Consider the following 25136-nt stretch of genomic DNA (forward strand, 5'->3'; position numbering starts at 1 on the left):
AAAGATATGGCATGGTTGGTTTGAAGACAATCAATCGATGGAAAGGATAGGTGCTTTCGAATGAAAAAAATTCGTAGACTGCTCGCAGTGATATTGATTTGCGTGTTTTGCGTTGGGGTGTGTCCGTTGGCATCTGCCGCAGAGCCATTGCCGGGTTCTACCGACCTGTATCTTCTGTCCGAAAACAATAGTGATGGGCAGGCCAAGCTGTTGGGGAAGACTGTGACTGTGGAGGGTATCGTGACGGTGGCCAGCGGTGTGTGGCACGATCAAGTGAACTATTTCAGTATCGTTACACCGCGGGACAGTTACCGCTTCGGTGGAGGAACTTTGGTTTATTCGCCGGGCAATGCGACACAGTATAAGGTGGGTGACCGGGTGGTGGTGACTGGCACCGTTGTGAATGGCGCCTATGCTTCAGATAAGGGGACCACAGCGATCCGCACTGCTTCGTCATCGGATATACAGGTGCGCGGCAGTGGCGTTGCGCTGCCAGACGCTTATCCCATCTATACCGACCCGCTGTATGAGGAAGTGGAACTGGACCCGGGACTCCGCTTTGAGGGAATGCCGGTGCGTGTGTTGGGAAAGGTGAGCGACGTTGCCGCTGAGGGAACTGTGCGAGGGTTTTATGTGGATGGTAGCAGGGACGGCGATTATGAGGATGGCGCTGGCAGGATGCAGGTGAAATGGTATAGCTATTCCGGCATTGAAAGCCAGGTGTCACAGGGCGATTGGGTCGTAGTGGAAGGGATTCTGATGCAGAGCGATGCCAGCAGCCCTTATACATCAGGGTACTATATCCGACCTTCCAGCAGTGCAGGGATACAGCTTATCACACAGGATACAGTTTTGCGATTGAGCGAAGCGGTGCGCCAAAAGAAGGATGGCACCGCTGCGCTGGCTGGCTTGAGCGTTACGGTGCATGGTGTTGCTGCAGGCCCAACCGGGCAGTGGCATGAGAGCAATACCGCCTTTGCGATGGTCAGTCCGCGCCAAACGCCTGGCCTCGACCCGGTGTACCCCAGCGGCGGACTCTATGTGTATGGAGAAGGAATAGCGCAGCCCGTGGCTCGGGGCGATGCGTTGACAGTGACAGGCGTGTTGGGAAACGCGGGTTACGATGGCAACGTGTCGCTCACACCGTCAACACTTACAGTCACTGCGTCCGAACAACCGGTTTTGAGCGAAAAATTTATCTACACAGACTGGAGTCGCGAGCAATTACAGGGGCTGGAATCGACGCCCGTCAAAATCAAGGGAAGAGTGACGGCAATCAAGGATACGGGTATCACCCGTACACTGACTGTGGATGGTTCGGAGGACGGCAATACAACAGATGGCACGGGAACGATGGTGGTGAAGGTGTACTCTTACAGTGGGCTGTCGCTGGAAGGCATCACAGTAGGTGAAGAGGTGGTGGTGAATGGAAGTCTTCAAAAAGAAGCGGGGGCCGCGCCGGTTGGGGATTATTTTGTGCGGCCGGTGGAACAGTTAGGAATCCAGCGCTGCAGCGAGCATCCGGCCCGTACCCTGTATGTCCACTTGGACGGGTTCCGAAACGATTATGTGCAGCGGGAGGATTGGGATACTCCTGTTTTTGATGCGTTAATTAGTGGAGGTACCCGATGCACCAATGCTTGGGGCGAATATGTGAGCATGACAACGGCAAACATGACCACCTTGTGTACCGGCGCGCATACGGGTACCCATCAAGTGCCGGCGCTTGCCTTTTATGATAAAGTGAATGATCGTCGTGTGCGCTTTTTGCAGAATTATGATGTGGCAACAGTAGGTGAAATGTTTGGAAGTCAAGGTTTGCTGGTGGGCGCGATAAAACAGCGTAAATTGCAGAACCGGGGCGCCGACCTGTTCGCCGAGGGCGGGGAGATTGCTGAAACGGCGTCCCAAGCGGTACAGATGATCCTGCATGAGGATCCTGACCTAATGGTGGTTCTATTCAATGAAACGGACAGTACAGCTCACAAGTATGGCACTTCCGGCCCACAGATCCAGGCAGTAGTGGAGCAGATTGATGATGCGCTCGGCCAAATATTGGATGCGTATCGGCAGCGAGGCCATGCGGAGGCGCTAAACGTGGTGCTGGTGGGGGATCATGGGATGACAGAGGTGCATACGAATCTTACCTCCACATTGTCGGATGTTCTGGATGCTGTTGGTATTCCTTATGAGAATGCGGCGGTCAATATCGGGCCATTCCGGGAGGACACCAAGCTGGTATACAACTTGGCCAGCGGTTCGGCAGAGATTTATTTCCGAAAGCCGCTCACCCAGGCAGAATATGATGCATTGATTGCAGGACTGGAAGGGATCACAGGCGTGGCACGGGTGTATACACGGTCAGAGTTGGATGCAATGGATACTCCGCAGAATCTTGGTGACTTGGTAGTAGACTGTGCTGAGGGTTATGCCTTTTCCACTTCGGTGGCAGAGCATGGCGCAAAGGCGCAACAACAGATATTTATGGTGTTCAATGGTCCCACGATCAAGCAAGGGGAGTTGTATGAAACAGAATGTCGGTCAGTGGACTGCGTAGCCAATATCTTGGCAGTCCATGGCGTACCCGCTGAGGATACGGTGGACGGTGCGGTGTTGAATGGTATTTACAAATAGATGCCAAGGGTTACAAGTAAATTGGAAATTGAACAAATTGAAGAGCGGCGCTATGCGCCGCTCTTCGACTGTCACAGGGAAGGGGATAGAAGTGTGGACAATATGATGGTGCAGATTGGGTATGTTCTGCGTATCTTTTTTGCTGGAATTTGCGGTTTGATGATTGGAATAGAACGCCGCAACCGGTTGAAAGAGGCGGGGATTCGAACGCATCTGATCGTGGCACTGGGCTCGGCTTTGATGATGATAGTGTCCAAGTACGGCTTTTTTGATCTGCAAGGACACTCTTTTCTTAGAGCAGACGCCAGCCGCATCGCATCACAGATTGTGAGTGGGATCGGTTTTTTGGGCGCGGGTATGATCATTTGGCATCACCGTACGGTCAGTGGGCTGACCACGGCGGCCGGAATTTGGGCCACCGCTGGAATAGGGATGGCCATAGGCGCAGGACTGTATGGGGTGGGGGGTGCATGTGCATTACTTATTTTGGGAGTACAGATGCTGTCGCATTGGGAACATCGCTGGGCACCAGAAATAGACAGGATACGAGTATGCATGCCGGAAAATGGTGCCGAGATAGGGCAGATGTTCGAGATATTTTCCGAACAAAAATTAAAGTAATCGGGTTGGAGCTGTCGCGTAAAAAGAGGGGGGAGTTGGTAGCAGAGTTCCATCTGCGTTTCCCAGGCGGGCTTGAAAGAAAACTCCTTACAGAACAGCTTGAGGGCTTAAAAAGTGTTGTTTCTATAAAATTGTGACCAGTAGGCTGTTTGAAAGAAAAGTTTTCCGTAAGGGCACGATTGAAATTTACAAGCTAGGATAAATGTGAAAGTAAAACACAATCCCCGTAGGCGGCAACAACTGGGGCGGTATATGTATCAGTAAAGCCAGATACAAGACATATCCGACTTTGCTTTTGTTATAGAAAAACCACCGGCTGTGCCTAATCTCATTAAAATAAGCGATAGCCCAGATTGCCTTATCGGCGGTCTGAGCTATTTTTACAAATATTCTCAAAAATCAAAAAAGCACTTGACAATTTGAAAAAACGACGGCTTCGCCTTGAAATCAGTTTCAAGGAGACTACGCCAATGATAAACTACCCGAACATCCTGAAAAAAGCTTTTGGATACCATATCCTGAATGCAGAAAGAGGTGCCCAAATACACGCCAGATCCCAAGCGGAATTTTACACGGAACCGAAAATTACTCTTTGAAAAACTGCGCAGGACAATACTCTCCATGAGCAGTCAGGGCCTGCATGTGGAACTGCAGTGGCAGTTTCACTATGATCCAACGGCGGCAACCGCATCAGCCTTCGTTCAGCAACGCGGAAAGCTCTTCCCGTCGGTTTTTGAAGAAATTCTACACCGATTTACTTTTCAGAATCGCCCCAAACGGCAGTGGGATGAATATACATTACTGGCGGCATAGGGCTCCTATTTACAAATCCCGAGCGATGTCCACGACGAGGTGACCTACTTCAACAGCACAAAGGACGGACGTGGCTACAACCTATTGTATCTGAACGCATTGTATGATCTGGAGAGTTAACTTTATCTGGAAGCCGTCATACAAAACGGGCGAGAAGAGCATGAGTCCCAGGCACTTGTGGAAATGGTTGACCGATCGGAACTTGCAGACCTAGTTATTCTGATTGCGGATCGCGGTTACGAGGCGTACAATAGCATGGCGTACATCGAGCAGAAGGGCTGGAATTATTTGGTTCGCGTAAAGAAAAAGCTGGGTATCCTTTCAGGTCTCCGACTGCCTGACACGCCGGAATTTGAAGCGGCTTTCAGCTGTTTCCTCTCCAAACGCCTCACAAACCGTATCCGCCAGGAGCCGCAGAAATATCGTTGGCTCCCCAATAAGGTTCATTTTGACTACATCACCGATGCAAGTGATATGGCTACATCCGGTTTCCTTCCGTGTGGTAAGCACTAACGCACTTCCATGCGAAAAAGCGTCCATTCATTATGCAGGATATCTTCGCCAGAATGACGCTCTACAATTTGGCGTCCCTGCTTCGCCTGCATGCCAGTTTTATGCAGCTGAAGGGCGAATATCTCTACCGTGTGAACGATGCTTTTGCCGCCCACATTGCACGGGAGTTCCTGCTTGGTTTTGTGTCTACGACAAAAGTAGAATCGCTCATTACAAGTTTTCTGCTTCCTGTCCAGCCTGACCAACCCAAAACGAGAAATATGCGTGTGAAGCGTCCGGTCAGTTTTCAGTACAGGGCAATTTGATGCTGCTTTTCATTAGCTTTTCGCGGAGGAGACTCCGCGGTTTTGCCATGCCCTTTTTCAAATTTATGTATTGGTGAAACCGTCTCTGGCCTTCTCGCTCAGAGACGGTTTCATTGGACGGATTATCTTAATGAGATTACGGCGAAGCCGGGGGATTTTTGTTATGTCTAAGAATATTTACAAGAACATTCATCTGCCTGCAGTTCAGATCAGAGGGCACGTTGCTTTTTCGAAACAGCGTTGAGTCTTTTGTTTTGCTGGGAAGGCTCGTGTATAATAAAAAAACATAGCTAGGGGATGAAACCGTGTAATGGACCAGCTCCCGCCGCTTCTCCGACGGCTTCAATGGATACCCGTTGAGCGACGCCCATCCCCATTCCCACATGGTTGCCGGCGAGGAGATATTTTTTTAAGGCCCGCTGCAGGCTGGTGTGCTCGGTATACCGCTGTGGGTCTGCCTGTACACTCCCGAAAACGCGTTGCTCTGCCTGCGGGAATGAAAAATCTTCACTGTAAATGGTAAAAAAACGCTGGAATTGAAGGATTCCCGATGCAGGGGAAAGCAAATCTCGTAGAGCGGGTGATAACAGCCAGGAATGACAGTGGAACCAGAAAAAGCTGCGCTGAAAGTACCGCTCAAAAAAAGGCCCGGCTGAGCATAGAGAAGCTGACAATTCACGCTGGCAAAACGGCGCGCCCGCGGGAATATGTACTTCCAATATTGGTGTGCCTGCAGCCAGGGAGACTTCTCCGAACACGATATCCTGTTGAAGTGTGCGCGGTTGATATTCCAAACGCCCCAGCCGGAAGAGCTCCATATGCAGCAGCAGAGCGTTCCAGCCCCATTCAATCAATCCTGGTTGGCCAGTGACACGCATGCACTCTTCGCTCCAGAGCGCAAAATCTTGAAATGTATCCCAAAAGACAGCTTCTGGAATCCCAAGGGTGAGATAGCGGCGATAGGTTGCAACGGCCCAGCGCAGATAAAGTGCCAGAGCCAGGAGTTCCGGTGTAGGATGACGGTGCAGACGCAATTCAAAGGCTTCTTGATCGCGAAGAAACAGCTCGTTCCATTCCTGTTCCTGCGCAGGGGAAATCGGTATGGAAAAAACCTGCTGTTGCAGCGATCCCGGCAGAGAGAGCCGGGCGGCTAATTCCTTTGCGGTCATGCTCATCACTCCCTTTCCCGGTCGGGCATATCGCCCGTTCCCTTTTCATGCTGCAAAAATTTGCCGGGCGTCACGCCTACCTCCCGTTTGAACTTCTTGATGAAATAAAAATAGTCATTGAAGCCCACCGCTTCGCTGATTTCGGCCAGGGAAAGCTTTGTGTTTGTCAATAGCTCCTTGGCTTTTTCGATGCGCAATTCAGTGATATATTGAGTATAGTTTAAACCGGTTTCATTTTTTATCAGCTGACTGATGTAGGATGCATTGAGGTGCAGTTCCTCCGAGACACGTTTCAGCGAGACGGTTTGGTCGTAGTGTGCATTGAGATAACTCATAATGGACAAGAAGCTGTCAGGACCTTCAAATGGGGGAGCCGGACGCGGCTCCTGTGTGTACACAGCGGCGCTGAGCTCTTCCAGCAGATTCGACAGGCAAGAATAGTCGGCAGCCATCTGCTCAAAGCTGTCAAAACAGCCTTCTCCGCTGTTTTGCATGGCAGGAGAAAGAAGAACCTGGTTCACAAATCGAAATGCGGTGCGGATATTGAAAAGCAACGAGCAGTTGGCTTGCGAGAGGTCGTGCAGCCAGGCTTTGAGCTGGCCTGGTTCTTTTCCCTTTTTGGGGAGTTGACGAAAAAGTTCTTGAGTCAGCGGCCCATCTACCAGGCGTTCACACAACGTTGATGTGCCGTTGATAAAATATTGATATGTCATCACGAGCACGTCGCTGATAGCGCGTGCAGTCTGTCCGTAGGGCACTGAGGTGGGAAAAAGACCGATACCGCTGCGCTTTTTGGAAAAAGCGATGATGTGCGAGGCTTCCTGCGTATGAAACGGATGTCCGGAAAAGTACAGGTATTTGTGTCTGCCCACTTTACAGGAAAACTGAGCGCCTATCGCCTGTTCAATATTGTGAACGCCAATGGAGCCGGCGATGTAAACACTGTCGCCTTTGATCCCCAAATCGGAAAATGTCCGCGTAATTTCTTGAGAGTTGCCTTCCTCGATAAGATCCAGCAGCGCGTCTGAACGTGAGGAGGAGCGCCCGTACCCCTGGCGTACAGCACGGCGCAATGTGGCGGTCAGCTGCTCTGTATCAATTGGTTTTAAGCAGTAGTCCGTCACTTGAAGCTCAATGCCGCGTCGTGCGTATTCAAAGTCCGCATAGCCTGTCAATAAGATGATCGACATATCGTGGTACCGTTCACGCACACGCTGACACAACTCCAGCCCGTCCATGCCGGGCATGCGGATATCTGTAATCAAAATATCTATGGGATGTGATTCAATAAAGGCAAGAGCTTCGCTGCCGTTGGAGGCAGTGCAGCAGACTTCCATCCCCAGTTGAAACCAGGGCACACCTGTCATCAAATGATGCAGCGTGCGGGTTTCGTCATCCGCAAGCAAAACGTTTAGCATAACTCATTCTCCTCTTCCTGTATCTGCGCAGGTACACGGACAGTTACCCGGGTGCCGCCACCCGGCGTGCTATGCAGCGTCAAGCCGTATGGCATGCCGTAGCGCAGCCGGATGCGGTGCTGGACATTCAGCAGACCGATATGCGCGGTTTCCGCCTTGCCGCTTGCGGCGGGGCGTTCCAACTCTTCCTGCAATGCAGCCAGACGGCCAGATGGCATCCCCACACCATCGTCATAAATGCTGATGAGCAGATCCCCCTTTTCCAGTCTCGCACCGATAAACAGCGTGCCGGGGCCGGTCTTCGGCTCTAAACCGTGATAAACAGCGTTTTCCACCAGCGGCTGAAGAAGCAGTTTCATCACTGGAATGCCGCGAGTGTTTTCACGAATGCTGATCAACACATTCAATTTATCGGCGAACCGCAGCTTTTGGATGGTGAGGTAGGCTTGGGTGATTTCCAACTCTTTGCCCAATGGAATCATATCGCTGCCTTGGATGTTGTGTCTGAATAATTTGCCCAACGCACCCGCAGCATCCGCAATTTTGGGAACACCATGTTCCAGTGCGATTCCCTGGATCGCCTCCAACGTATTGTAAAGAAAATGCGGATTGATTTGGCTGCGCAGGTATTCCAGCTCCGCCTGCTTGCGGCCCAGCTGCATTTCGTACAAATTGACGGTGGCCTGTTGCAGTTCACGGGTCAAGCGGGCCTGCTCGCGAAGCATCGTGTTAAAGGAGCTGCAGAGGCGGGTGATCTCTTCACACCCCTGCAGCTCCAGAGGCTCCGCATCAGCCCCCGGGGGTGTGAGCCGGATGCGGTCGATATATGCTGACAATTGACTTAAGGGCCTTACCACACTTTGCAGCATCAAGCTCATCAACAATACGACCACGATCAAGGCGGCGGTCGTTATAACAATGAGGATGGCAATCGTGGGCAATCCTTCCTTGCTGAGCGCGTGCCTGTCCATGGCGCTGACCATAAAAAGCCCGGTATCATTTAAGGGCGTATTATAAATTAAATAATCCTCAGTTTGACAAGCGCCCATAGGCCAAGTCCCGTGGCCGGCGGCAAGCCCCTGTTCCTGGATCTGTTGGTACTGCTCATCGCTGCAATTAAACGGAAACGCCGTGCCATTCTGATCCAGCAGGACAAAGCAGGTTGCGGACCGCTCAGACAAGGGCAGTTGGATCGAGGACTTGGAGAGATCCAGTGATAAAATGATACTGCCTAAATACTGACCATACAAAGAATCGTCAAACATACCATAAACATTGTGGCCAAAAACCAACCGCTGTTCCTGGCTGCCTGCACGTGCCGTAAGAGGGGATTGCTGCAGTCCGAAGCATGTGGTGCCGCGAAGGTTACGCATTTCCTCGCTGAACGCGCGCAGTGTGGCCGCATCAAAATAGCTGGACCAGGACATCTCCGGAGTTACAAGGGCGATTTCCGCGAGTTCTGCGTTCATGAGGCGGTATGACGAAAATTGGGTGTGCAGTGCATTGAGATAGGAAGGGGTCTTTGCTGAAAAAGGTGTGTGCATAATCTGTTCAATGTTTTCGTTGAACAGCAGGCTGCTGAACAGTGCATCTGCGCGGTCAAATAAGTATTTTACCTCAACGTTAAACTTTTGTGCGGTACTCTGGGCATACGCGGTTGAATTTTTGGTCATCAGCCGCTCGATCACTGTGTAACACAGCAGTGACAAAACGATTCCCATGATGAGCAGGCAGCAGAGTACCAAGCGAAACTGTTTCATAATTCTTTTTTTAAAGAATGACGGCATGGGCAGCACTCCTTCCGATTGCCCTGCCCTTAGTATATCACTGATAGAGAGGGATTGATATGGAGAAAGCCCGGTATAGTGAAAGCACAGATGCAAAATTCTAAAAAAATTCCATATTTATGATGAAAACTATGATTTTTACATAAATTATTGAACGTTTTCCATTTTGAAGAACAGAATTCATGCGCTGCCTCCATACCGAAAGGCCAATCAGGGACAGTATAATAAAGACACAGAGAAACGAACAGTCCAGGGGAATGAAGGGGGAGTGTTTTATGAAAGAACGGACAGGGATGAACGCCTCCAGGCGGCGAATGGTTTGCAAGCAGCTGAAAAATGACTGGATGCTGTATGCGCTGCTGCTGCCAGTTCTCCTGTGGTATATTATTTTTTGTTATCTGCCCATGGGAGGCATTACGCTGGCGTTTCGCAATTACCGCTATGATATGGGCCTGTGGCACAGTCCCTGGGTGGGACTGCTGCATTTTAAAACGATGTTCCAAGACGCTGAATTCTGGCGCGCTTTTTCCAATACGCTGATTTTCAGTTTCGGAAAGCTTTTGTTTCACTTCCCAATCCCGATTATTGTGGCGATCCTGCTCAATGAGATCCGTCATCCTCGCGTTAAAAAGTTTTTCCAGACAGTGTTTACGTTTCCGCATTTCATCTCTTGGGTCGTGTTGTCGGGAATCCTTATCAATATGTTCGCTTCCAATGGTATCATCAATCAATTGCTTGGACAGATGGGATTCGAGCAAATAGCGCCGCTGATGTCTCTTTCCGCCTTTCGCCCGTTTATCTGGATCTCAAATATCTGGAAGGAGTTTGGGTGGGACGCCATCATCTATATGGCGGCACTTACTGCGATCGACCCCCAGTTGTATGAGGCGGCCAGCATCGATGGCGCGAACCGGCTGCAAAAAATGCTGCACATCACATGGCCCGGCATTCGAAGCACAGTTTGTATCATGCTGATTTTGCAGGTGGGCGGAATTATGAGCGGCGCCTCCTTTGACCAGATATTCAATCTGTACTCAGCGCCGGTCTATCCCGTTGCGGATATCATTGATACCTATGTCTACCGCCAGTCTTTCATGACCGGAACAAATTTTGGCTATACCACGGCCATTGGGCTTTTAAAGTCTGTCATCGGCGTTGTGATGATTTGGACGGCGAACAAGGTGACGACAAAGCTTGGCGAAGATGGGCTGTTTTAAGGGGGGAAGGGCAATGAAACTGAAAAAAAAGCAGCAGATCACCGCCTTTGAGGTATGCCTGTACCTTTTTTTCGGTGTTTTGGCGCTGCTGACACTGTATCCTTTTTACAATGTACTCATCGTCTCATTCTCCAATACTGTAACAAGTGTAAAGTATTCCCCATACTTGTTTCCCCATGTGTTTGACCTCACAGGTTACAAGGCCATCATCAAGGATGTATACTTTTTCAAATCGTTGGGGACTACGCTTCTGGTGACTGTCTTAGGCACCACACTGAACATGGTGTTTTCTGTGGTTGCCGCGTATGTTTTAAGCCGCAAGCGCCTGATCGGCCGCAAAGTTTTTCTCAGTGCGATTTTATTCACCATGTTGTTTTCCGGCGGCTTGATTCCAACCTATCTGGTTATTTGCGACCTCCAGTTGGATAACACGATTTGGAGTATGATCCTGCCGACAATGATCAGCACCTATTATCTGATCATTATGAAAAACTATTTTGCGAGCCTGCCGCCCAGCCTGGAAGAGGCCGCCCGTATCGACGGCGCAAATGAATTTGTGGTGCTCACACGGATTTTTGTGCCCATCTCTAAGCCGTTTATGGCTACTTTTGCGCTGTTTTATGCGGTCGAGCGGTGGAACGGATGGTGGGAAGCGTTTCTGTACATCAATGACAAGAACATTAAGCCGCTGCAGATTTATCTGCGCGATATTCTCGTCAGCTTCAATACACAGTTGGGAAGTCAGGCACAGTCCATGCTATCGGGTGACAAGGTATTTGTCCAATCCGTGCAGATGGCGGCAATCGTCATCACCATGCTGCCAATTTTGTGTCTGTATCCCTTCCTGCAAAAATATTTTGTCAAGGGCGTCATGATCGGTTCCGTTAAGGAATAGGGATCGATCCTTGTGATAGAAGATTGAAAAAAGGAGAGTTGAACATGAAAAAAGCAAAACGATTCGCAGCATTGGCACTGAGTACACTTATGGCGGCCGGTCTGTTTGCCGGATGCGGAGCTCCGGCATCCGGCAGCGCTCCCGCCAGCGGCACTGGCGCCGTTTCTTCCTCGCAGCAAGAGAGCGCCCTGGTTGAAGTAAGCGTGGCGATTTGGGGCGCAGACGATGGACTGGCGGACCCCAATGATCCCATTTTAAAAAGGATCGAAGAAGAAACCGGCGTGCGCCTGGTCCCGCAAAATGTCACTTGGGATGACTCGAGTCAGAAGATTCAGTTGTGGGCGACCAACGGACAGCTTCCGGATATCTTCGCGGGCGATTTTGTGGCACAGTCATTCTATGGGAACTGGATCGAGCAGGGCGTGATTCGTGCCCTGCCGGAGGACTTGTCGGCTTATCCAAACCTGGCCGAGCACATGCAGATGGAGCGTGCGCAGGCCGCGGCCCGGGATGGCAAGCTGTACATGATTCCGCGTACCACCTATGGCGATATTACTTACAGTGTGCTGGATCGGAACGTAGTGTACCGTTGGGATCTGGCACAGGCAGCCGGCATTACCAAAGAACCCGAGACTTATGAGGAATTCTGCGATATGATCAAGGCGATCATCGAGGCGGACCCGGAAGGCAAGAATATTTCCGGTATGACGCAGGCATTGCCCGAGCTGATCGGCGGCTTTGTGTATCCCTATGCGGGGATCATCGACAAAAAGTGGGTGGCCGATGAAGAAGGCCGGTTCGTGCCCAGCTATTTTGCAGACCGCGACGCATTGGTGAGCGCCATGCAGTTTGCCCGCGATATGTATACCGATGGCGTGATTGAAAAGGATATTGCTCTGGCAAAGCTGGAGACCAGCAAGGAAAAATATCTCCAGGGCCAAAGTGCTGCCATGGTATTCGCATGGTCCGGCCCTGCCGGATTGGAATCCCAGATTGGTAAGGATTATGATGCTTTGTACGGTGAAGGCAGCTTCCAGGAGGATAACCGCATTGCCAAACTATATCCTTCGGAAGATGGAAACAGCTATTACTTCGTTGATACGGAAGCCTGGTCTGAAAGCTACATCTCTGCACAGGTGGATGATGAAAAGATGGCGGCGATCTGCCGGTTGTTTGATTTTCTCTATTCGGAAGAAGGCCAGCGCCTTGTGTATTGCGGTATCGAGGGAGAGGACTACGATGTCGTGGATGGCGAAGTCGTTATGAAAGACGGCGTAGACCTGATGGAGAAATATACATTTAAAAATGTGAACAGCAACATCGCCGATTTGGCCATGTGGAATCCCGAATACTGGGACAGCGAGTATCCCTCCACGATTTCCGAAGAGTATCGCGCGCTGAACACCGCACGTCATGAAGACGCCGTGCAAAACGGTACGCTGCCCGCTTACTATGACAGCGTGCTCTTCCTTTCGACACCGTTGAAGGATGCGTTTGTTTACAATACGAACGATGATCTGCTGCAGGTCATGATGGGAAGCGACCCTGTGGAAAAGATGGTCGATGACCTGCTGGCCAATTATGAGACCAAGGGCCTTTCGGATATGCTGGCTGAGGTCAATGCGAAGGCCGCAGAGCTTGGTATCAAGGCAGAATAAAAAACAAAACACACCGTATACACGGCGCGGGCCGGGCTTCTCACGGCTCGGCCCGCGCTTTTTAGGAGGAAGACCATGGAACAGCGCATTCACCGGGGGGCACTCAGCGGGCGGGAAGAATTTTTCTATCCCGATATGCCGGTGGGGCATCTTCCCCAGGGTCTGCGGCTCGCAATGCCGCGCAACGGCCGGCCGGGCGTGCAGCTTTTGCTCGAAACAGATGCCGGCCAGTTGGACGCATCCCTCGAGAGCGATGCGTTTGTGCCGGAATTCTTTTGTATGAAAGCTGTACCCGTGGAGTACAACACCGGGGACGGCAGCGAACAGGGCGGCGCGATGGTTCTGGAACGGCGTCCGGCCTGTAAGCCGCTTTACGCGACCCGGCTGGCGCCTTTTGCAGTATACGACTGCCTCAAACCGGCCCGGGACGGTGTAATTGAAACGCAAAATGGGCGCGCAGCATTGTATCTGTGCCTGTATCCCCGTTCCGGGCTTGCAGCCGGTGCATATACGGCGATGCTTCGGCTGGGAAGCTATTGCTGCCGGCTGGATATACGGGTATATGACATAGAGATCCCACAGGATACTTTCCCCGTGACAAACTGGTTCAGCCTTGATGCGATCAGCCGCTGCCATGGCTTGCAGAAGGACACGCCGGCTTTTTATGAAATGGTACGCCGCTACGCCCGCGCCATGCGGCGCATCCATCAAACGATGTTCTATATCGAACTGGACGAGGCCTGTGTTGCAAGCCGTGCCCCCTATACATTTGATTTTGAATATCTGCGCCCTCTGATCCGGTTGTTTTTCGATGAGGGGATGCAGCAGATGGAACTGGGCGCTCTGCTGAGCCGTGGATTCCTTCCGGACGGGATGCCCGATATGTACACCGACAGCTTTAAGTGCGCCATGGCGCCGGAACTGCCCATTGATACGCCGGAAGGCTATGCGGTCACAGTGCGCTTTGTACAGGCGCTGGCGGAATTTCTGCGCAAATATGGCTGGCAGGACAAAGTGGTGTTCCACATCCATGACGAGCCAGACATCCATTTCAAAAACGAAGCCTCACTTCTCGCCCGAAAGCGTCAGTATTATCTCGCAGCGGGCATTCTGCGTAAATACCTGCCCAATGTGCGTGTCATCGAAGCCGTCGCTTCGCCGGAATTTCGCGGTGGTGTGGATATTTGGGTGCCCGGCACGCCGGGCTATGAGGCGCGGCAGGCAGATTTTGATGCGCTGACAGCTCTGGGAGAGTCGGTGTGGGCGTATGTATGCTGTGGGCCGGAGGGCAATTGGCTCAACCGTTTTCTGGATTTTGCGTTGCTGAAAGGACGGCTGCTGTTTTGGGGCTGTGCGGCCAATCGGCTGGGTGGGTTTCTGCATTGGGGTTTCAACCAATTCCCCGCCGGGATGGACCCGTTTGCCGGTACAAGCTGCCCCAACCATACAGGGATCGGTACGAATTTCCCCTGTGGCGATTCTTTCCTTGTCTATCCGGGAACGGATGGTCCGTGGCCGGGTATGCGGATGGAGGCCGCCAGGCGCGGCGCCGAGGATGCAGCGCTTCTGGCGCTGCTGCGCTGCAGGGATGAGGCTGCCCATGACGCATTGGTCGCGCGGGTATTTCATGACAACCAGAACTATAACGATGACCCGGCCGTGTTTGAGGCTGTTTATGAAGAATTGTTGCATCTGCTGGAAGAAGGAGGAAAAGCATGAACCAGGTGACGGCGATCCTCATTGGCGCAGGCGCGCGCGGGCAGATTTATGCCCGTTATGCGCAGGAGCATCCCGAAGAACTTCGAATCATGGCCGTGGCGGAACCAAAGGCAGACCGGCGCGCTTTGATGTGCCGCGCTTACGGTATCCCCGCTGACAGGGCGTTCAGCAACTGGGAAGATCTGCTGGCGCGCCCGCAGATGGCAGATGCCGCGCTTATATGTACGCTGGATGATATGCATACGGAACCCACGCTGGCCGCGCTGAAGCAGGGGTATCATGTGCTGCTGGAAAAGCCCATGAGCAACAGCGAAACAGAATGCCGGGCCATTGCGGCGGCAGCCGAGGAGGCACAGCGTGTGCTGAGCGTGTGCCATGTGCTGCGCTATACGCCGTTTTACCGAACCATCAAGCAATTGATCGATGATGGGCAGGTGGGGGAAGTTGCGTCTTTGTCGCAAGTTGAGAATGTGGGCTACTGGCACCATGCCCACAGCTTTGTGCGGGGCAACTGGCGCTGCAGTGAACAAACCAGCCCGATGATCCTGCAAAAAAGCTGCCATGATATGGACATTCTGCTGTGGCTCAGCGGACAGCGCTGCACCCGGGTATCCAGCTTTGGCAGCCTGCACCATTTTGACGCGGCACACGCACCGCAGGATGCGCCGCTGCGTTGCACTGACGGGTGCCCTCACAGCGTTGTGTGTCCGTATGATGCCGGAAAAATTTATCTTACGGACAATGTAGGATGGCCCACCGATATGCTTACCACCGATTTGAGCCGTGAGGGCCGGTTAAAAGCTCTGCGCGAGGGGCCTTATGGCCGCTGTGTCTATCATTGCGACAACGATGTTGTAGACCGCCAGGTGGTGAACCTGGAATTTGATAACGGAGCAGTGGCCGGCTTCACGATGACAGCGTTTACCACGGATATGGCCCGTCAGCTGAAGGTCTGCGGTACGAAGGGACAGATCACGGCGGACATGAATGCAAACACGGTTTCCCTGCACCGCTTCGGGGAGAGCGGCCCGCGGGAAATCACCTTGGAAACACCGCCGCAAACCAACAATTATGGACATGGTGGCGGGGACTATTATCTGATGCGAGACTTTGTACGTGCCGTACAAAGCGGCGGCGATGGAAACCTCTCATCTGCCAGAGTTTCTCTGCAAAGTCATCTGATTTGTTTTGCCGCAGAACGCTCCCGCGTTGAGAGAAGAATCGTAGAATTGTAAGCAGCGAGGAAAGGAAGTGGATTTATATGCACTTAAGAAAAGGGATCGGAGCGGTAATATTGGCAGGAGCAGTGGCGGTTTCCGCTGCGCCGACCGCATATTGCAATGACACCGGTACGGAACCGATTGAAAGGCCAGGGTGGACTTTAGTCTTCCAGGAGGAATTCAACGACGCGGTTTTGAATCCCGCAAAGTTTTCCGATTCATACATGCCCCACTGGACGACTCCGGAACAGAGCCTTGCCCATTACGATGTAGTGGACGGGATTTTATCTTTACGAATCGATAAGGAGACGCAGGGGCCTTGGTGGGCATTTGACGATGTTCAGAAAATTTCAAGCATCCAGACCGGCATGCGCGATGGAATGCACAACTTCTGGGATACCTGCACGATTACCGATCACCACCGGGCAGTCACAAATTTTGAAACGAAGTACGGCTACTTTGAATTGAGGGCCCGTGTCCCTCATGATGGTGGGTTGCATAGTGCCTGGTGGATGATCGGAACAGAAGCCCGAGCGGATGAAACGGCTGAAATTGATGTTTTTGAGATTTGCGGGCCGGATGTCAAAGCTGGTAAAAGCCGTGTTCGCGTTTCCGTGCATCCATGGACAGACGGCGGCTGCAAGGAACAAAGCCTGGATTACTACCCTGCGTGCGATGTATCACAGGATTTCCATGTGTATGGATTTGAATGGCAGCCAGGTGGGATGAAGTTTTATTTTGACGGCCAGCTTGTCAAGGAGACATCACAATCTCCAGACTACAAAATGACGACTTTTTTGGGAATCTATGAGAATGATTCGCCGCTGTGGAGCGGTACGCCGGATTATAACAGCGAATACCCAAAACGATTCGAAATCGATTATTTCCGGGTTTACAAAACCGATGAAATGCTGGCGCGGGATGCTGCAGACAACAGAGCACCCGCGGCGGGGGAAAATTTAGCGCCCTATGCGGTAGCAGGTGCGGCACAGGATTGGAACTGGGAGAGCCCGCCCAGCAATATGATTGATAACGATGCTTACTCGGCGATGCAGAGCAACGAAGCCCCTAATTTCCCGCAGTATTTGTATCTGGATTGGGAAGAAACGCAAACCTTTGATACCTTTATCATGAAAGCCGCCTACGGTAAAGGCCAAGCGCCAACCAACTGGGAGCTGGAAGTATCTGCCGACGGTGAGACAGGATGGGTACCGGTGGCAGCTTCCGGCGATGTAAATTGGAACGGAAATGATTGGCATGTAGAGAATCAGATCCTTCATTTCCCGGCGGCACAGGGGAAATCGCTGCGAATCAAGGTCAACAGCGCCAATCTGCAGTGGAACCACTATGCGATTAATGAGATTCTTGTGAAAGATTCCTCAGCAAGCCCGCTCAATGCCAATATTGCCACTGAAAGCACATCGGAATGGAACAGTGAAAATGGTGGCCTTTTGACGGACGGTGACCATTCTGAAGCGGCGCAGAGCGCAGATCGGATTACGCTGCCAACAGATATTGTGCTGAGCTGGCCCGAGCCTGTATCTTTTGATCAAATTCAAATGCATTGCTGGTATGCGCAAAATCAAGCCCCTACAAAGATATCCTTCCAAGTCTCGCAGGACGGTCAGATCTGGCAGGAAATCGTTCCGCCTACGGTTCTTGCTTGGGAATATGCAGACACCACGTTGGAAAATCAAACATTTTCATTTGAACAGGTGCAGGAGGTAAGATTTTTGCGTATGAAAGTGCATGATGCGAACCTCAAATGGAAGCACTTTGCAATCAGTGAACTGGAAGTGTATAACCGTCAATCATAACAGTGGAGAATTGGTATGGAATTTGATATTTTACCAGGCGAGGCGTTCTACGGCGGCGCCGTGATAGATGGAATCAACCAGCCCTATACGCAGGCCAGTGAGCGAGAACTGGATCTGACTCGGAATCAAACGCCAAACCAGATGATGCCGTTGCTGCTCTCAACGGCAGGGCGTTGGGTGTGGAACCCGGATGGTATGCGTATATTGTTTCGAAAGGGGCGCATTCAGTGTACCGATGGGACGATTTTAGGACAAAGTACAGGCGGGTTGCGTCAAGCATATCTCGGTGCGATGGAACATTGCTTTCCATTACACGAGATCCGGCTCGATGAGCGTCTGTTCAGCAGCCCGGTTTATAATACCTGGATAGAACTGACATTTCATCAGACGCAGGAGGGAGTGCTGCAGTATGCCCGTGCGGTGCTGGAGAACGGATTGCCTCCCGGGGTTCTGATGATCGATGATGGGTGGAGCGATTCCTATGGGCGCTGGCACTTTTCACGGGAGAAGTTTTACGATCCGGAAGGAATGTTGTCGGAGCTGCACCGCTTGGGTTTTACAGTCATGTTATGGATATGCCCTTTTATCACACCGGACACGCAGGAATATCGTGAATTAGAGCAGACGGGACTTCTGGTAACGGACAGGGACGGCAAGTCGTATATTTCTCATTGGTGGAATGGATGGTCCGCAGTATTGGATATGACGCAGCCCGCAGCCTGCAGTTGGCTGAAGAGACAGCTGGATGGCCTTCAAGCAATGGGGGTGGACGGCTTTAAGTTCGATGCGGGGGACAGCGTTTACTATCCGGCGGACAGTGTTGTCACGGGCGATACGCACAGTAAGGCTTGGGCTGCCTTTGGCGAGAGATACCCGCTGAACGAATTCCGCGTAACGAATGGGGCCGGCGGTTGGTCGCTGATGCAGAGACTCAGTGACAAGGAGCATAGCTGGGGAGACACCGGGCTTGCGGCGTTGATTCCGAATGCCATTATACAAAGTCTAACAGGACACCCATTTTTATGCCCGGACATGATCGGCGGTGGAGAGTACCACAATTTTTATGGTCAGAAAGTGCTGGATCATGAGTTGATGGTGCGTTGGGCGCAAATTGCCTGTCTGATGCCAGTGATGCAGTTTTCGGTTGCGCCCTGGCGCATTCTATCAGCCCAAGATTACGCAAAGGTCAAACAGGCCGTGGCGCTGCGCAGCCGCTATATGCCGTTGCTCCGCCAAGCTTTGGCACAATGCAGAAACACAGGCGAACCGGTTTTACGCCCAATGGCGTATAATTTCACGGAGCCAGCCTGTGCGAGAGTGACAGATCAGTTCATGGTTGGCGACAAGCTGTTGGTTGCGCCAATCCTGGAAAAAGGGGCAACGCGGCGTACCGTTTACTTCCCAAAGGGTTCCTGGTGCTCTGAGTGCGGGGAAAGATACGACAGCACGGGAGAAGTTTATGAAATTGAAGTGGGAGACCGAATTGGAATTTTTGAAAAGGAAAGTGGATGAATATGAAAAAAAGATTGGTCGCTTGCCTGGTTATAGTTGCACTGCTGTGCAGCAGTTTGCTGCCGGCCGCTGCTGCCGAAGAAACCGATTTGCTTGTAAACGGAGGTTTTGAGACCGGCGACAGCACCGGATGGAATTGGTTCAATAACGCCGTTGTTGACAGCGCTGCTCCGCATAGCGGAAACTATTGTGCTAAAGTAGCCAAAAACAGCAGTTATGAGCAAGTTGTTACGGTATCTCCGGATACGAAATATGTTTTAACAGGGTGGGCAAAATCTGAGGGCAGTTCCGTTATGACGCTGGGCGTAAAAAATTACGGTGGGCAGGAAACTTTTTCGGCTACGCTTTCAGCCGACTATCAGCAGCTGGCGGTTACTTTCACAACCGGGCCCAATGCGCAAACAGCGACTATATATGGATATCGACAGAATAGTGGTTCCGGTGCAGGCTATTTCGACGATGTAGAACTTACAGCGGTGCAAGATTTTGCTCCATATCAGCCGTTGGCAAATGCCATAGCGCCTCAAGCAATTCCTACCTATGACGGCGCCAACCAGCCTACACATCCCTCGGTGGTGAAATTTGAACAGCCTTGGAATGGTTATCTGTATTGGATGGCAATGACACCTTATCCCTTCAATGATGGGAGCTACGAAAACCCATCGATTGTTGCGTCAAACGATGGAGAAAATTGGATTGTGCCAGAAGGGGTCTCGAATCCTTTGGCCGGCACGCCAAGTCCGGGCCACAATTGTGACGTGGATCTTGTATATGTTCCAGCCTCGGATGAATTGCGGATGTACTACGTAGAGGCAGATGATATCATCAGCTCAAGGGTAAAAATGATAAGTTCCCGTGACGGTGTACACTGGAGCGAGCCGCAGGTCGTAATGCAGGATCTGGTAAGGAAATACAGTATTCTATCGCCGTCTATTGAGATTCTGCCAGATGGCACCTATATGATGTGGTATGTGGATACGGGGAATGCAGGATGGAATAGCCAGAATAACCAAGTAAAATATCGTACATCTGCGGATGGAATCAAATGGTCAGGCGCAGTCACCTGTACGGATTTTGTACAACCTGGATATCAAATATGGCACATCGATGTACATTATGACACATCAAGCGGAGCTTACTATGCAGTTTATCCGGCTTATCCGAATGGCACCGATTGCGACCACTGCAATTTGTTTTTCGCAGTGAATCGGACAGGAAAACAGTGGGAAACTTTTAGCCGGCCAATTTTGAAGCCGTCAACGGAAGGCGGCTGGGATGATTTCTGCATTTACCGGTCCTCTATGCTGATTGACGACGGAATGTTGAAAGTGTGGTACGGAGCAAAAAAGCAAGAGGATTCTTCCTGGCATACTGGGCTAACCATGCGTGATTTTTCTGAATTTATGAAAATATTGGAACGCTAATTTTTTTTGCTCCGTTCTTAGAGGGGCATGATGGATTCAATGTGTTTTAAAGCAGAACGCTTTGTTCAATTAACATTATCACATTGACGTTGAGTATAGGGTGAAAATTACATAGAAAACAGGCCCCAGCTACCGCAGCTGGGGCTATTTTTTCACAGGCTACAAGCTCAGGGGAAAAGTGTCCCCTTTTGCAGGAGGAAATTTGAAACAGAGACCCTAAAAATCGAGATGTGTACAGTATCATGAGAAGGATAAGTAAAAAAGATAAAATGAACAGAAGAAAAAGAGCGCTTCTGTTTGGGGTGGAAGGGAGCCAGGCCACGGTGATGGAATAACGAAAAGAATTCATACAGGAATATCTGACGAGAGGGAAAAGTGATTTTAAAGAACTCTGTCAGAAATATGGGATATCAGAGAAAACGGGTCATAAGTGCAAAAACCGTTTTTTTGAATACGGTTATACGGATTTGGAGACCGGAGCAGAGCACCGGAAAACAGCCCGTCAAAGTTGGATGAGGCTACCGTAATACAACTCAATAAACTGAGGACGGCACATCCGAGCTGGGGCCAAAAAAATTGCAGTTCTTTACAAAAAAGCCCACCCCACTGTAACCACGCATACGAAGCTCATTGTAAATTATATTTTCCATTGCATGGAGCTGTTCAAACTGCTGGAAGCTGATTCTTGCATTGCGAAGGCTGAAATCGGGAAATAGTAGGAATCGCTATTTTGAAAATGGATTGAATACTATTACAAATGCTGTTGCTTTTTCAGCAAACGCTGCGGAGCGTCATCTGTCAATTTTCGTCCGATGCGGCAGACTCAGCAGTTTTTTCGATAGATTGTTGAATATTCAAAATGTTGGCTTATTTGAACTCATACTGGATGGTAAAAGGAGATATCCAAACTTGAAGACACTGCGGGACAATTCTAAATTTTGATAAAATTTTTTGGCAATATTGTACTGTTGATATATATTTCTTATTATTGTAATCTAATGATATAATACATATATAGTACAATTATTTTGTATAATTAAATGTTGATCGAATGTAATAAAACCATACAATCATCTTTGCTGTGCACATAGAGTAATGAAAAATTGCATATGAGGGAGAGAGTGATTTGAAGGTTGACGAAACAATATACAAAAACTATTTTTATAAAAAAGTCCTTTTCTTACTGTTTTTTGGCATCTTATCATTAATGCTGTTAGTGTCATTTGGGACTTTTTATATCTATTTTCGGTACTATATGAATGCGTTGGCAGACTCTTCGCTGCAAAATTCGGCATATGTCTGCAGCAATTTGGATAATTACCTTCAAGATGTCACACTTACCACTGACGATATGTACATTGATAGCCAGATTCATCAGCTTTTAACACATCCTGACCAAGGAAATCAGGCTTTATTTCAAAAATATTATTCTCGGCATAAATTTTCCAATCCCTATTTCATTTGTCAAATAGAACTATTCGATTTTTGGGGAAATCGTTATGTGTATTATAATTCTGCTGCGTTGACGCATAGTTTCCTTTCAGATGCTCAAACCCTTCAAGAGAAATGGTTAACATCGATAAAAAATGCCGGGGGACGGATTGTATGGATAGATGGAAGAGAAGTTTCGCCAAAAGCTTCTCATTTATTGTTTGCGATGCGCCTCATCAAAAATGCCAATGCGAATCAACCAATTGGGGTAGCCGTCGTCAGCATCCTCAAACGGAGCGTATCCGACAACTTGAGCAGCTATGCTTCCTCTACCACGCAAATCTATTTAACAGACGCAGAAGGGAAAATCGTACTTGAGCAAACGGTATCGCAAGCAGTAAGCGATAATTCCGCGCCTGTATTGGATATGGCGCTGGTTTCGGGCCCTAAGGGGTATTATACCTCTTTTTCTGAAAGTCTGGTAACCGTTTATTCGTTGGATGCACACACCGGCTGGTACGTAGTTCAAGTAACGCAAATGCCAACGTTTCCTATGTTTCTCAAACAGCTTTCCGGGTCGCTTCCCATTATTTTTGTTATTGTCCTGATTGTAGCGGCACTTTTCTCCTGGTTCCTGTACCGCACGGTTTCCAGGCCGATCCTTATGCTGGTAGAGTGCATGCGCAGTCTGGAGACGCTGGATTTTGCTCCGCCGGATCTGGACATTACGCGTACTGATGAGTTGGGCTACCTAAATCGCAGTTATCTGCTGTTGCTGGATGAATTGAACCGTCTTTTTCAAAGTTTGGTACAGGAACAAAATGCAAAGAAAAACGCTGAACTGGAAGCGCTTCGTGCGCAAATCAATCCGCACTTTTTATATAATACGCTGACCGCAGTACGTTTTCTGGTCGATATGCAGCACAACCAAAGCGCCAGCGAGGTATTGATCAGTCTGATCAAGCTGCTGAAAATCAATCTTGATACCAAACGTGAAATGCTTACAGTGGAAGAGGAACTGGAATATCTGCGCAATTATCTGCTGATCCAAAGGCATCGCTACGACAATTTTGAAGTTTATTACGATGTAGATGCTCAAGCGTTGCCTTGCCTGATACCCCGTCTGCTAATTCAGCCGTTGGTAGAAAACAGTTTGTTTCATGGACTGAAAAACGGCAGCCTTCATGGATGCATCTATATTTCTATACAGCGTAAGAAGACGCTGCTTTCTGTGCAGGTACGTGATAACGGCTGCGGTTTTCCTCAAAATTTTGACCTTTTTGCTCCCAACCCCAATTCTCAGCGCTTCAGTGTAAGTATCGGCTTGAATAATGTTAACGAGCGGCTGCGGCTGCGCTACGGGACGGAGGCCATGCTTCATATTGAAAACGCTTCTGGCGGAGGAGCCTGTATTTCTTTCGAAATCCCAGTAGAGGAGTGATTCTGTGCTTCGCCTTTTGATTGTCGACGATGAAGTGATTGTGCGTAAATGGCTCACTTTGGTGTTTCAGCCCTTTGATAAAGAATTTGTGGTGGTCGACGCCGCAGCGAATGGCCATGAGGCGTTGGAAATCTGCCGTATCCACGCAATTGATATCGTAATAACCGATATAATTATGCCAGATATGGACGGAATGTCATTTATTCAGGCTCTGCGGGAATTCAATTTGCATACGCAAGTAATTATCTTATCCAATCACGCGGATTTTTCTCTGGCTCAAAAGGGAATGTCTTTCGGAGCAGCAGCATATTTGCTGAAAGGAGAAATTACTGAGGAAGAATTGCTGGAAGCTACCCGTCGGGCGGGAAAGAAGTTGGCCGCTGACGATAATCCACCATCTCCATCCTTTTTAGGGATAAGCTCTCATCAAGTGTCTGAGCTGCTGACGGGCGGAACAGGGGAGGTTTTACAAGCCTTTGACCGGGCTTTGATTTCCGAGAAAGATACCGTTTGGTGCATTGTATTCAGTCAGGACGTCACTCCGGCAGTTTCATCATCGTTGGGTATGACAAATGGTGCTGAATGGACAAATCAGCTGACAGCCCTGTTGGCGGCAGCGGAGCTTTCAGGAACGGTTGGCATGATTACAGACCATATTGCCGCCGCCGTGGTACGTACAATGGGAATCTCTGAAGATGTTTTTTGTGAACGGGTCCATAAGCTGCTTACACTGCCTTCCCGGCTTTCTTTTTCTCTTGGTGTCGATGGTCCCGCCAGTAATTCCAAGGAGCTGGAACACGCTTTTTCTCATGCCTGCGATGCGCTTAACGATCGTTTTTTTCGGGGGCCCGGGGCGTTCTGCCGGTACCGGTCAACTACGGGCGAACACTCGGATTTCCGGAAAGAAATAAATATGGTACAAACGCTGATACAGGGGAACGAACTGGACCGCCTTAAGAATATGCTGAAACAGATATCTGCCCGGCGCGATAAATACACTATACAGGATATCGATCATCTTCGCAGAGTGTTCAACACCATGGCGGAAACTTTGATACATCATACATTGTCCTATTGTCCCCGGGCAGCGGAGTCACAGCTGGCACAGGTCAATCCTCTGGCTGAAATCAATGGCATGGTGTTTTTGGATGATATAATAGCGTGGTCAGAACGTCTGATTGACATATGCCATAATCTTTTGCGGCAGACTGTGGACGACAGCAATATGGGCCCGGTCTTGAAATATATTGAACAAAATTATATGCATAATCTTACATTGAGCCAGATTTCAACAGTGGCGGGCTTTAGCCCAAATTATTTTTGCAACATCTTTAAGGCGTGTACGGGAAAAAGTGTAAGCGCTTACCTTACCGACCTCCGTATCCAGCAAGCCAAGCGGCTGCTTACCACCACCAGCAAAAGCATTAATCTAATAGCTGAAGATGTTGGTTATGAATCCTCCAGCTATTTTATAAAGATATTTAAAGACACAACAGGGATGACGCCCAATCGCTTTCGGCGCATGAATCGGTAACAGATGCA

The 25136-nt window shown here is 50.0% G+C and carries 18 protein-coding genes; 15 read left to right on the forward strand and 3 right to left on the reverse strand.

The features are described from left to right. The first annotated feature begins 60 nt into the window (after positions 1–60). The 5 genes from TQ39_RS17140 to TQ39_RS17155 all read left to right on the forward strand — a co-directional run bounded on the left by TQ39_RS17140 (position 61) and on the right by TQ39_RS17155 (position 4886). Positions 61–2634: an alkaline phosphatase family protein gene (locus TQ39_RS17140; protein ID WP_050006428.1), complete on the forward strand. Its 2574-nt coding sequence runs from the start codon at positions 61–63 to the stop codon at positions 2632–2634. A 21-nt stretch (positions 2635–2655) separates the two neighbouring features. After that, complete coding sequence (locus tag TQ39_RS17145) at positions 2656–3255, forward strand: MgtC/SapB family protein (RefSeq protein WP_242853532.1); 600 nt, start codon at positions 2656–2658, stop codon at positions 3253–3255. Between the two features lie 522 nt (positions 3256–3777). Then, the gene (locus tag TQ39_RS21070) at positions 3778–4068 is read left to right on the forward strand and encodes a hypothetical protein (RefSeq protein ID WP_139056076.1); all 291 of its coding nucleotides are present in this window, start codon (positions 3778–3780) and stop codon (positions 4066–4068) included. Between the two features lie 138 nt (positions 4069–4206). Further along, complete coding sequence (locus TQ39_RS17150) at positions 4207–4581, forward strand: transposase (RefSeq protein ID WP_276325264.1); 375 nt, start codon at positions 4207–4209, stop codon at positions 4579–4581. A gap of 32 nt (positions 4582–4613) precedes the next feature. Then, entirely contained in the window at positions 4614–4886 is a 273-nt protein-coding gene (locus TQ39_RS17155) for a hypothetical protein (RefSeq protein WP_050006431.1), read from the forward strand. Between the two features lie 290 nt (positions 4887–5176). Here the strand turns inward: TQ39_RS17155 and TQ39_RS17160 are convergent, their stop codons facing one another. Genes TQ39_RS17160 through TQ39_RS17170 form a run of 3 tightly spaced genes read right to left on the reverse strand, consistent with a single transcriptional unit; the run spans position 5177 to position 9260 of the window. Continuing rightward, positions 5177–6055, reverse strand: coding sequence for an acyltransferase domain-containing protein (locus TQ39_RS17160; RefSeq protein WP_050006432.1), 879 nt, complete (start codon positions 6053–6055; stop codon positions 5177–5179). 5 nt (positions 6056–6060) lie between these two features. Next, positions 6061–7473 carry a response regulator transcription factor gene (locus TQ39_RS17165; protein WP_050006433.1) on the reverse strand — a complete coding sequence of 471 codons (1413 nt, stop codon included), beginning with the start codon at positions 7471–7473 and terminating at the stop codon, positions 6061–6063. After that, entirely contained in the window at positions 7467–9260 is a 1794-nt protein-coding gene (locus TQ39_RS17170) for a sensor histidine kinase (protein ID WP_050006434.1), read from the reverse strand. The genes TQ39_RS17165 and TQ39_RS17170 overlap by 7 nt, the downstream gene beginning before the upstream one ends. Positions 9261–9535: 275 nt before the next feature. Here TQ39_RS17170 and TQ39_RS17175 point away from each other — a divergent pair, with 275 nt between their 5' ends. The 10 genes from TQ39_RS17175 (at position 9536) to TQ39_RS17220 (ending at position 25128) form a co-directional block, all read left to right on the forward strand. Further along, positions 9536–10477, forward strand: coding sequence for an ABC transporter permease (locus tag TQ39_RS17175; RefSeq protein ID WP_009324228.1), 942 nt, complete (start codon positions 9536–9538; stop codon positions 10475–10477). 13 nt (positions 10478–10490) lie between these two features. Then, entirely contained in the window at positions 10491–11372 is an 882-nt protein-coding gene (locus TQ39_RS17180; RefSeq protein WP_050006435.1) for a carbohydrate ABC transporter permease, read from the forward strand. Positions 11373–11416: 44 nt separating this feature from the next. Beyond that, the gene (locus TQ39_RS17185; protein ID WP_050006436.1) at positions 11417–13030 is read left to right on the forward strand and encodes an extracellular solute-binding protein; all 1614 of its coding nucleotides are present in this window, start codon (positions 11417–11419) and stop codon (positions 13028–13030) included. 75 nt (positions 13031–13105) lie between these two features. Continuing rightward, a complete protein-coding gene (locus TQ39_RS17190) occupies positions 13106–14749 on the forward strand; it encodes a DUF4091 domain-containing protein (RefSeq protein WP_050006437.1) in 1644 nt (547 codons plus the stop codon). Next, positions 14746–15984, forward strand: coding sequence for a Gfo/Idh/MocA family protein (locus tag TQ39_RS17195; RefSeq protein WP_050006438.1), 1239 nt, complete (start codon positions 14746–14748; stop codon positions 15982–15984). The genes TQ39_RS17190 and TQ39_RS17195 overlap by 4 nt, the downstream gene beginning before the upstream one ends. 26 nt (positions 15985–16010) lie before the next feature. After that, complete coding sequence (locus tag TQ39_RS17200; protein ID WP_050006439.1) at positions 16011–17786, forward strand: discoidin domain-containing protein; 1776 nt, start codon at positions 16011–16013, stop codon at positions 17784–17786. A gap of 15 nt (positions 17787–17801) precedes the next feature. Beyond that, positions 17802–19298, forward strand: coding sequence for a glycoside hydrolase family 31 protein (locus TQ39_RS17205; protein WP_050006440.1), 1497 nt, complete (start codon positions 17802–17804; stop codon positions 19296–19298). 2 nt (positions 19299–19300) lie between these two features. Further along, entirely contained in the window at positions 19301–20722 is a 1422-nt protein-coding gene (locus TQ39_RS17210) for a carbohydrate binding domain-containing protein (protein ID WP_050006441.1), read from the forward strand. A gap of 1126 nt (positions 20723–21848) precedes the next feature. Beyond that, positions 21849–23594: a cache domain-containing sensor histidine kinase gene (locus tag TQ39_RS20530; RefSeq protein WP_082052333.1), complete on the forward strand. Its 1746-nt coding sequence runs from the start codon at positions 21849–21851 to the stop codon at positions 23592–23594. Positions 23595–23598: 4 nt separating this feature from the next. Then, positions 23599–25128, forward strand: coding sequence for a response regulator transcription factor (locus TQ39_RS17220; RefSeq protein WP_050006443.1), 1530 nt, complete (start codon positions 23599–23601; stop codon positions 25126–25128). The last annotated feature ends 8 nt before the right edge of the window (positions 25129–25136 follow it).

Origin of the sequence: Ruthenibacterium lactatiformans (assembly GCF_000949455.1) — a bacterium.
Taxonomy (GTDB): domain Bacteria; phylum Bacillota; class Clostridia; order Oscillospirales; family Ruminococcaceae; genus Ruthenibacterium; species Ruthenibacterium lactatiformans.

Excerpts from the sequence above, each read along its gene's own strand:
- TQ39_RS17140 (WP_050006428.1), top strand. The coding sequence starts at position 61 with ATGAAAAAAATTCGTAGACTGCTCGCAGTGATATTGATTTGCGTGTTT.
- TQ39_RS21070 (WP_139056076.1), top strand. The coding sequence starts at position 3,778 with ATGCAGAAAGAGGTGCCCAAATACACGCCAGATCCCAAGCGGAATTTT.
- TQ39_RS17155 (WP_050006431.1), top strand. The coding sequence starts at position 4,614 with ATGCAGGATATCTTCGCCAGAATGACGCTCTACAATTTGGCGTCCCTG.
- TQ39_RS17160 (WP_050006432.1), bottom strand. The coding sequence starts at position 6,055 with ATGACCGCAAAGGAATTAGCCGCCCGGCTCTCTCTGCCGGGATCGCTG.
- TQ39_RS17165 (WP_050006433.1), bottom strand. The coding sequence starts at position 7,473 with ATGCTAAACGTTTTGCTTGCGGATGACGAAACCCGCACGCTGCATCAT.
- TQ39_RS17170 (WP_050006434.1), bottom strand. The coding sequence starts at position 9,260 with ATGCCGTCATTCTTTAAAAAAAGAATTATGAAACAGTTTCGCTTGGTA.
- TQ39_RS17175 (WP_009324228.1), top strand. The coding sequence starts at position 9,536 with ATGAAAGAACGGACAGGGATGAACGCCTCCAGGCGGCGAATGGTTTGC.
- TQ39_RS17180 (WP_050006435.1), top strand. The coding sequence starts at position 10,491 with ATGAAACTGAAAAAAAAGCAGCAGATCACCGCCTTTGAGGTATGCCTG.
- TQ39_RS17185 (WP_050006436.1), top strand. The coding sequence starts at position 11,417 with ATGAAAAAAGCAAAACGATTCGCAGCATTGGCACTGAGTACACTTATG.
- TQ39_RS17190 (WP_050006437.1), top strand. The coding sequence starts at position 13,106 with ATGGAACAGCGCATTCACCGGGGGGCACTCAGCGGGCGGGAAGAATTT.
- TQ39_RS17195 (WP_050006438.1), top strand. The coding sequence starts at position 14,746 with ATGAACCAGGTGACGGCGATCCTCATTGGCGCAGGCGCGCGCGGGCAG.
- TQ39_RS17200 (WP_050006439.1), top strand. The coding sequence starts at position 16,011 with ATGCACTTAAGAAAAGGGATCGGAGCGGTAATATTGGCAGGAGCAGTG.
- TQ39_RS17205 (WP_050006440.1), top strand. The coding sequence starts at position 17,802 with ATGGAATTTGATATTTTACCAGGCGAGGCGTTCTACGGCGGCGCCGTG.
- TQ39_RS17210 (WP_050006441.1), top strand. The coding sequence starts at position 19,301 with ATGAAAAAAAGATTGGTCGCTTGCCTGGTTATAGTTGCACTGCTGTGC.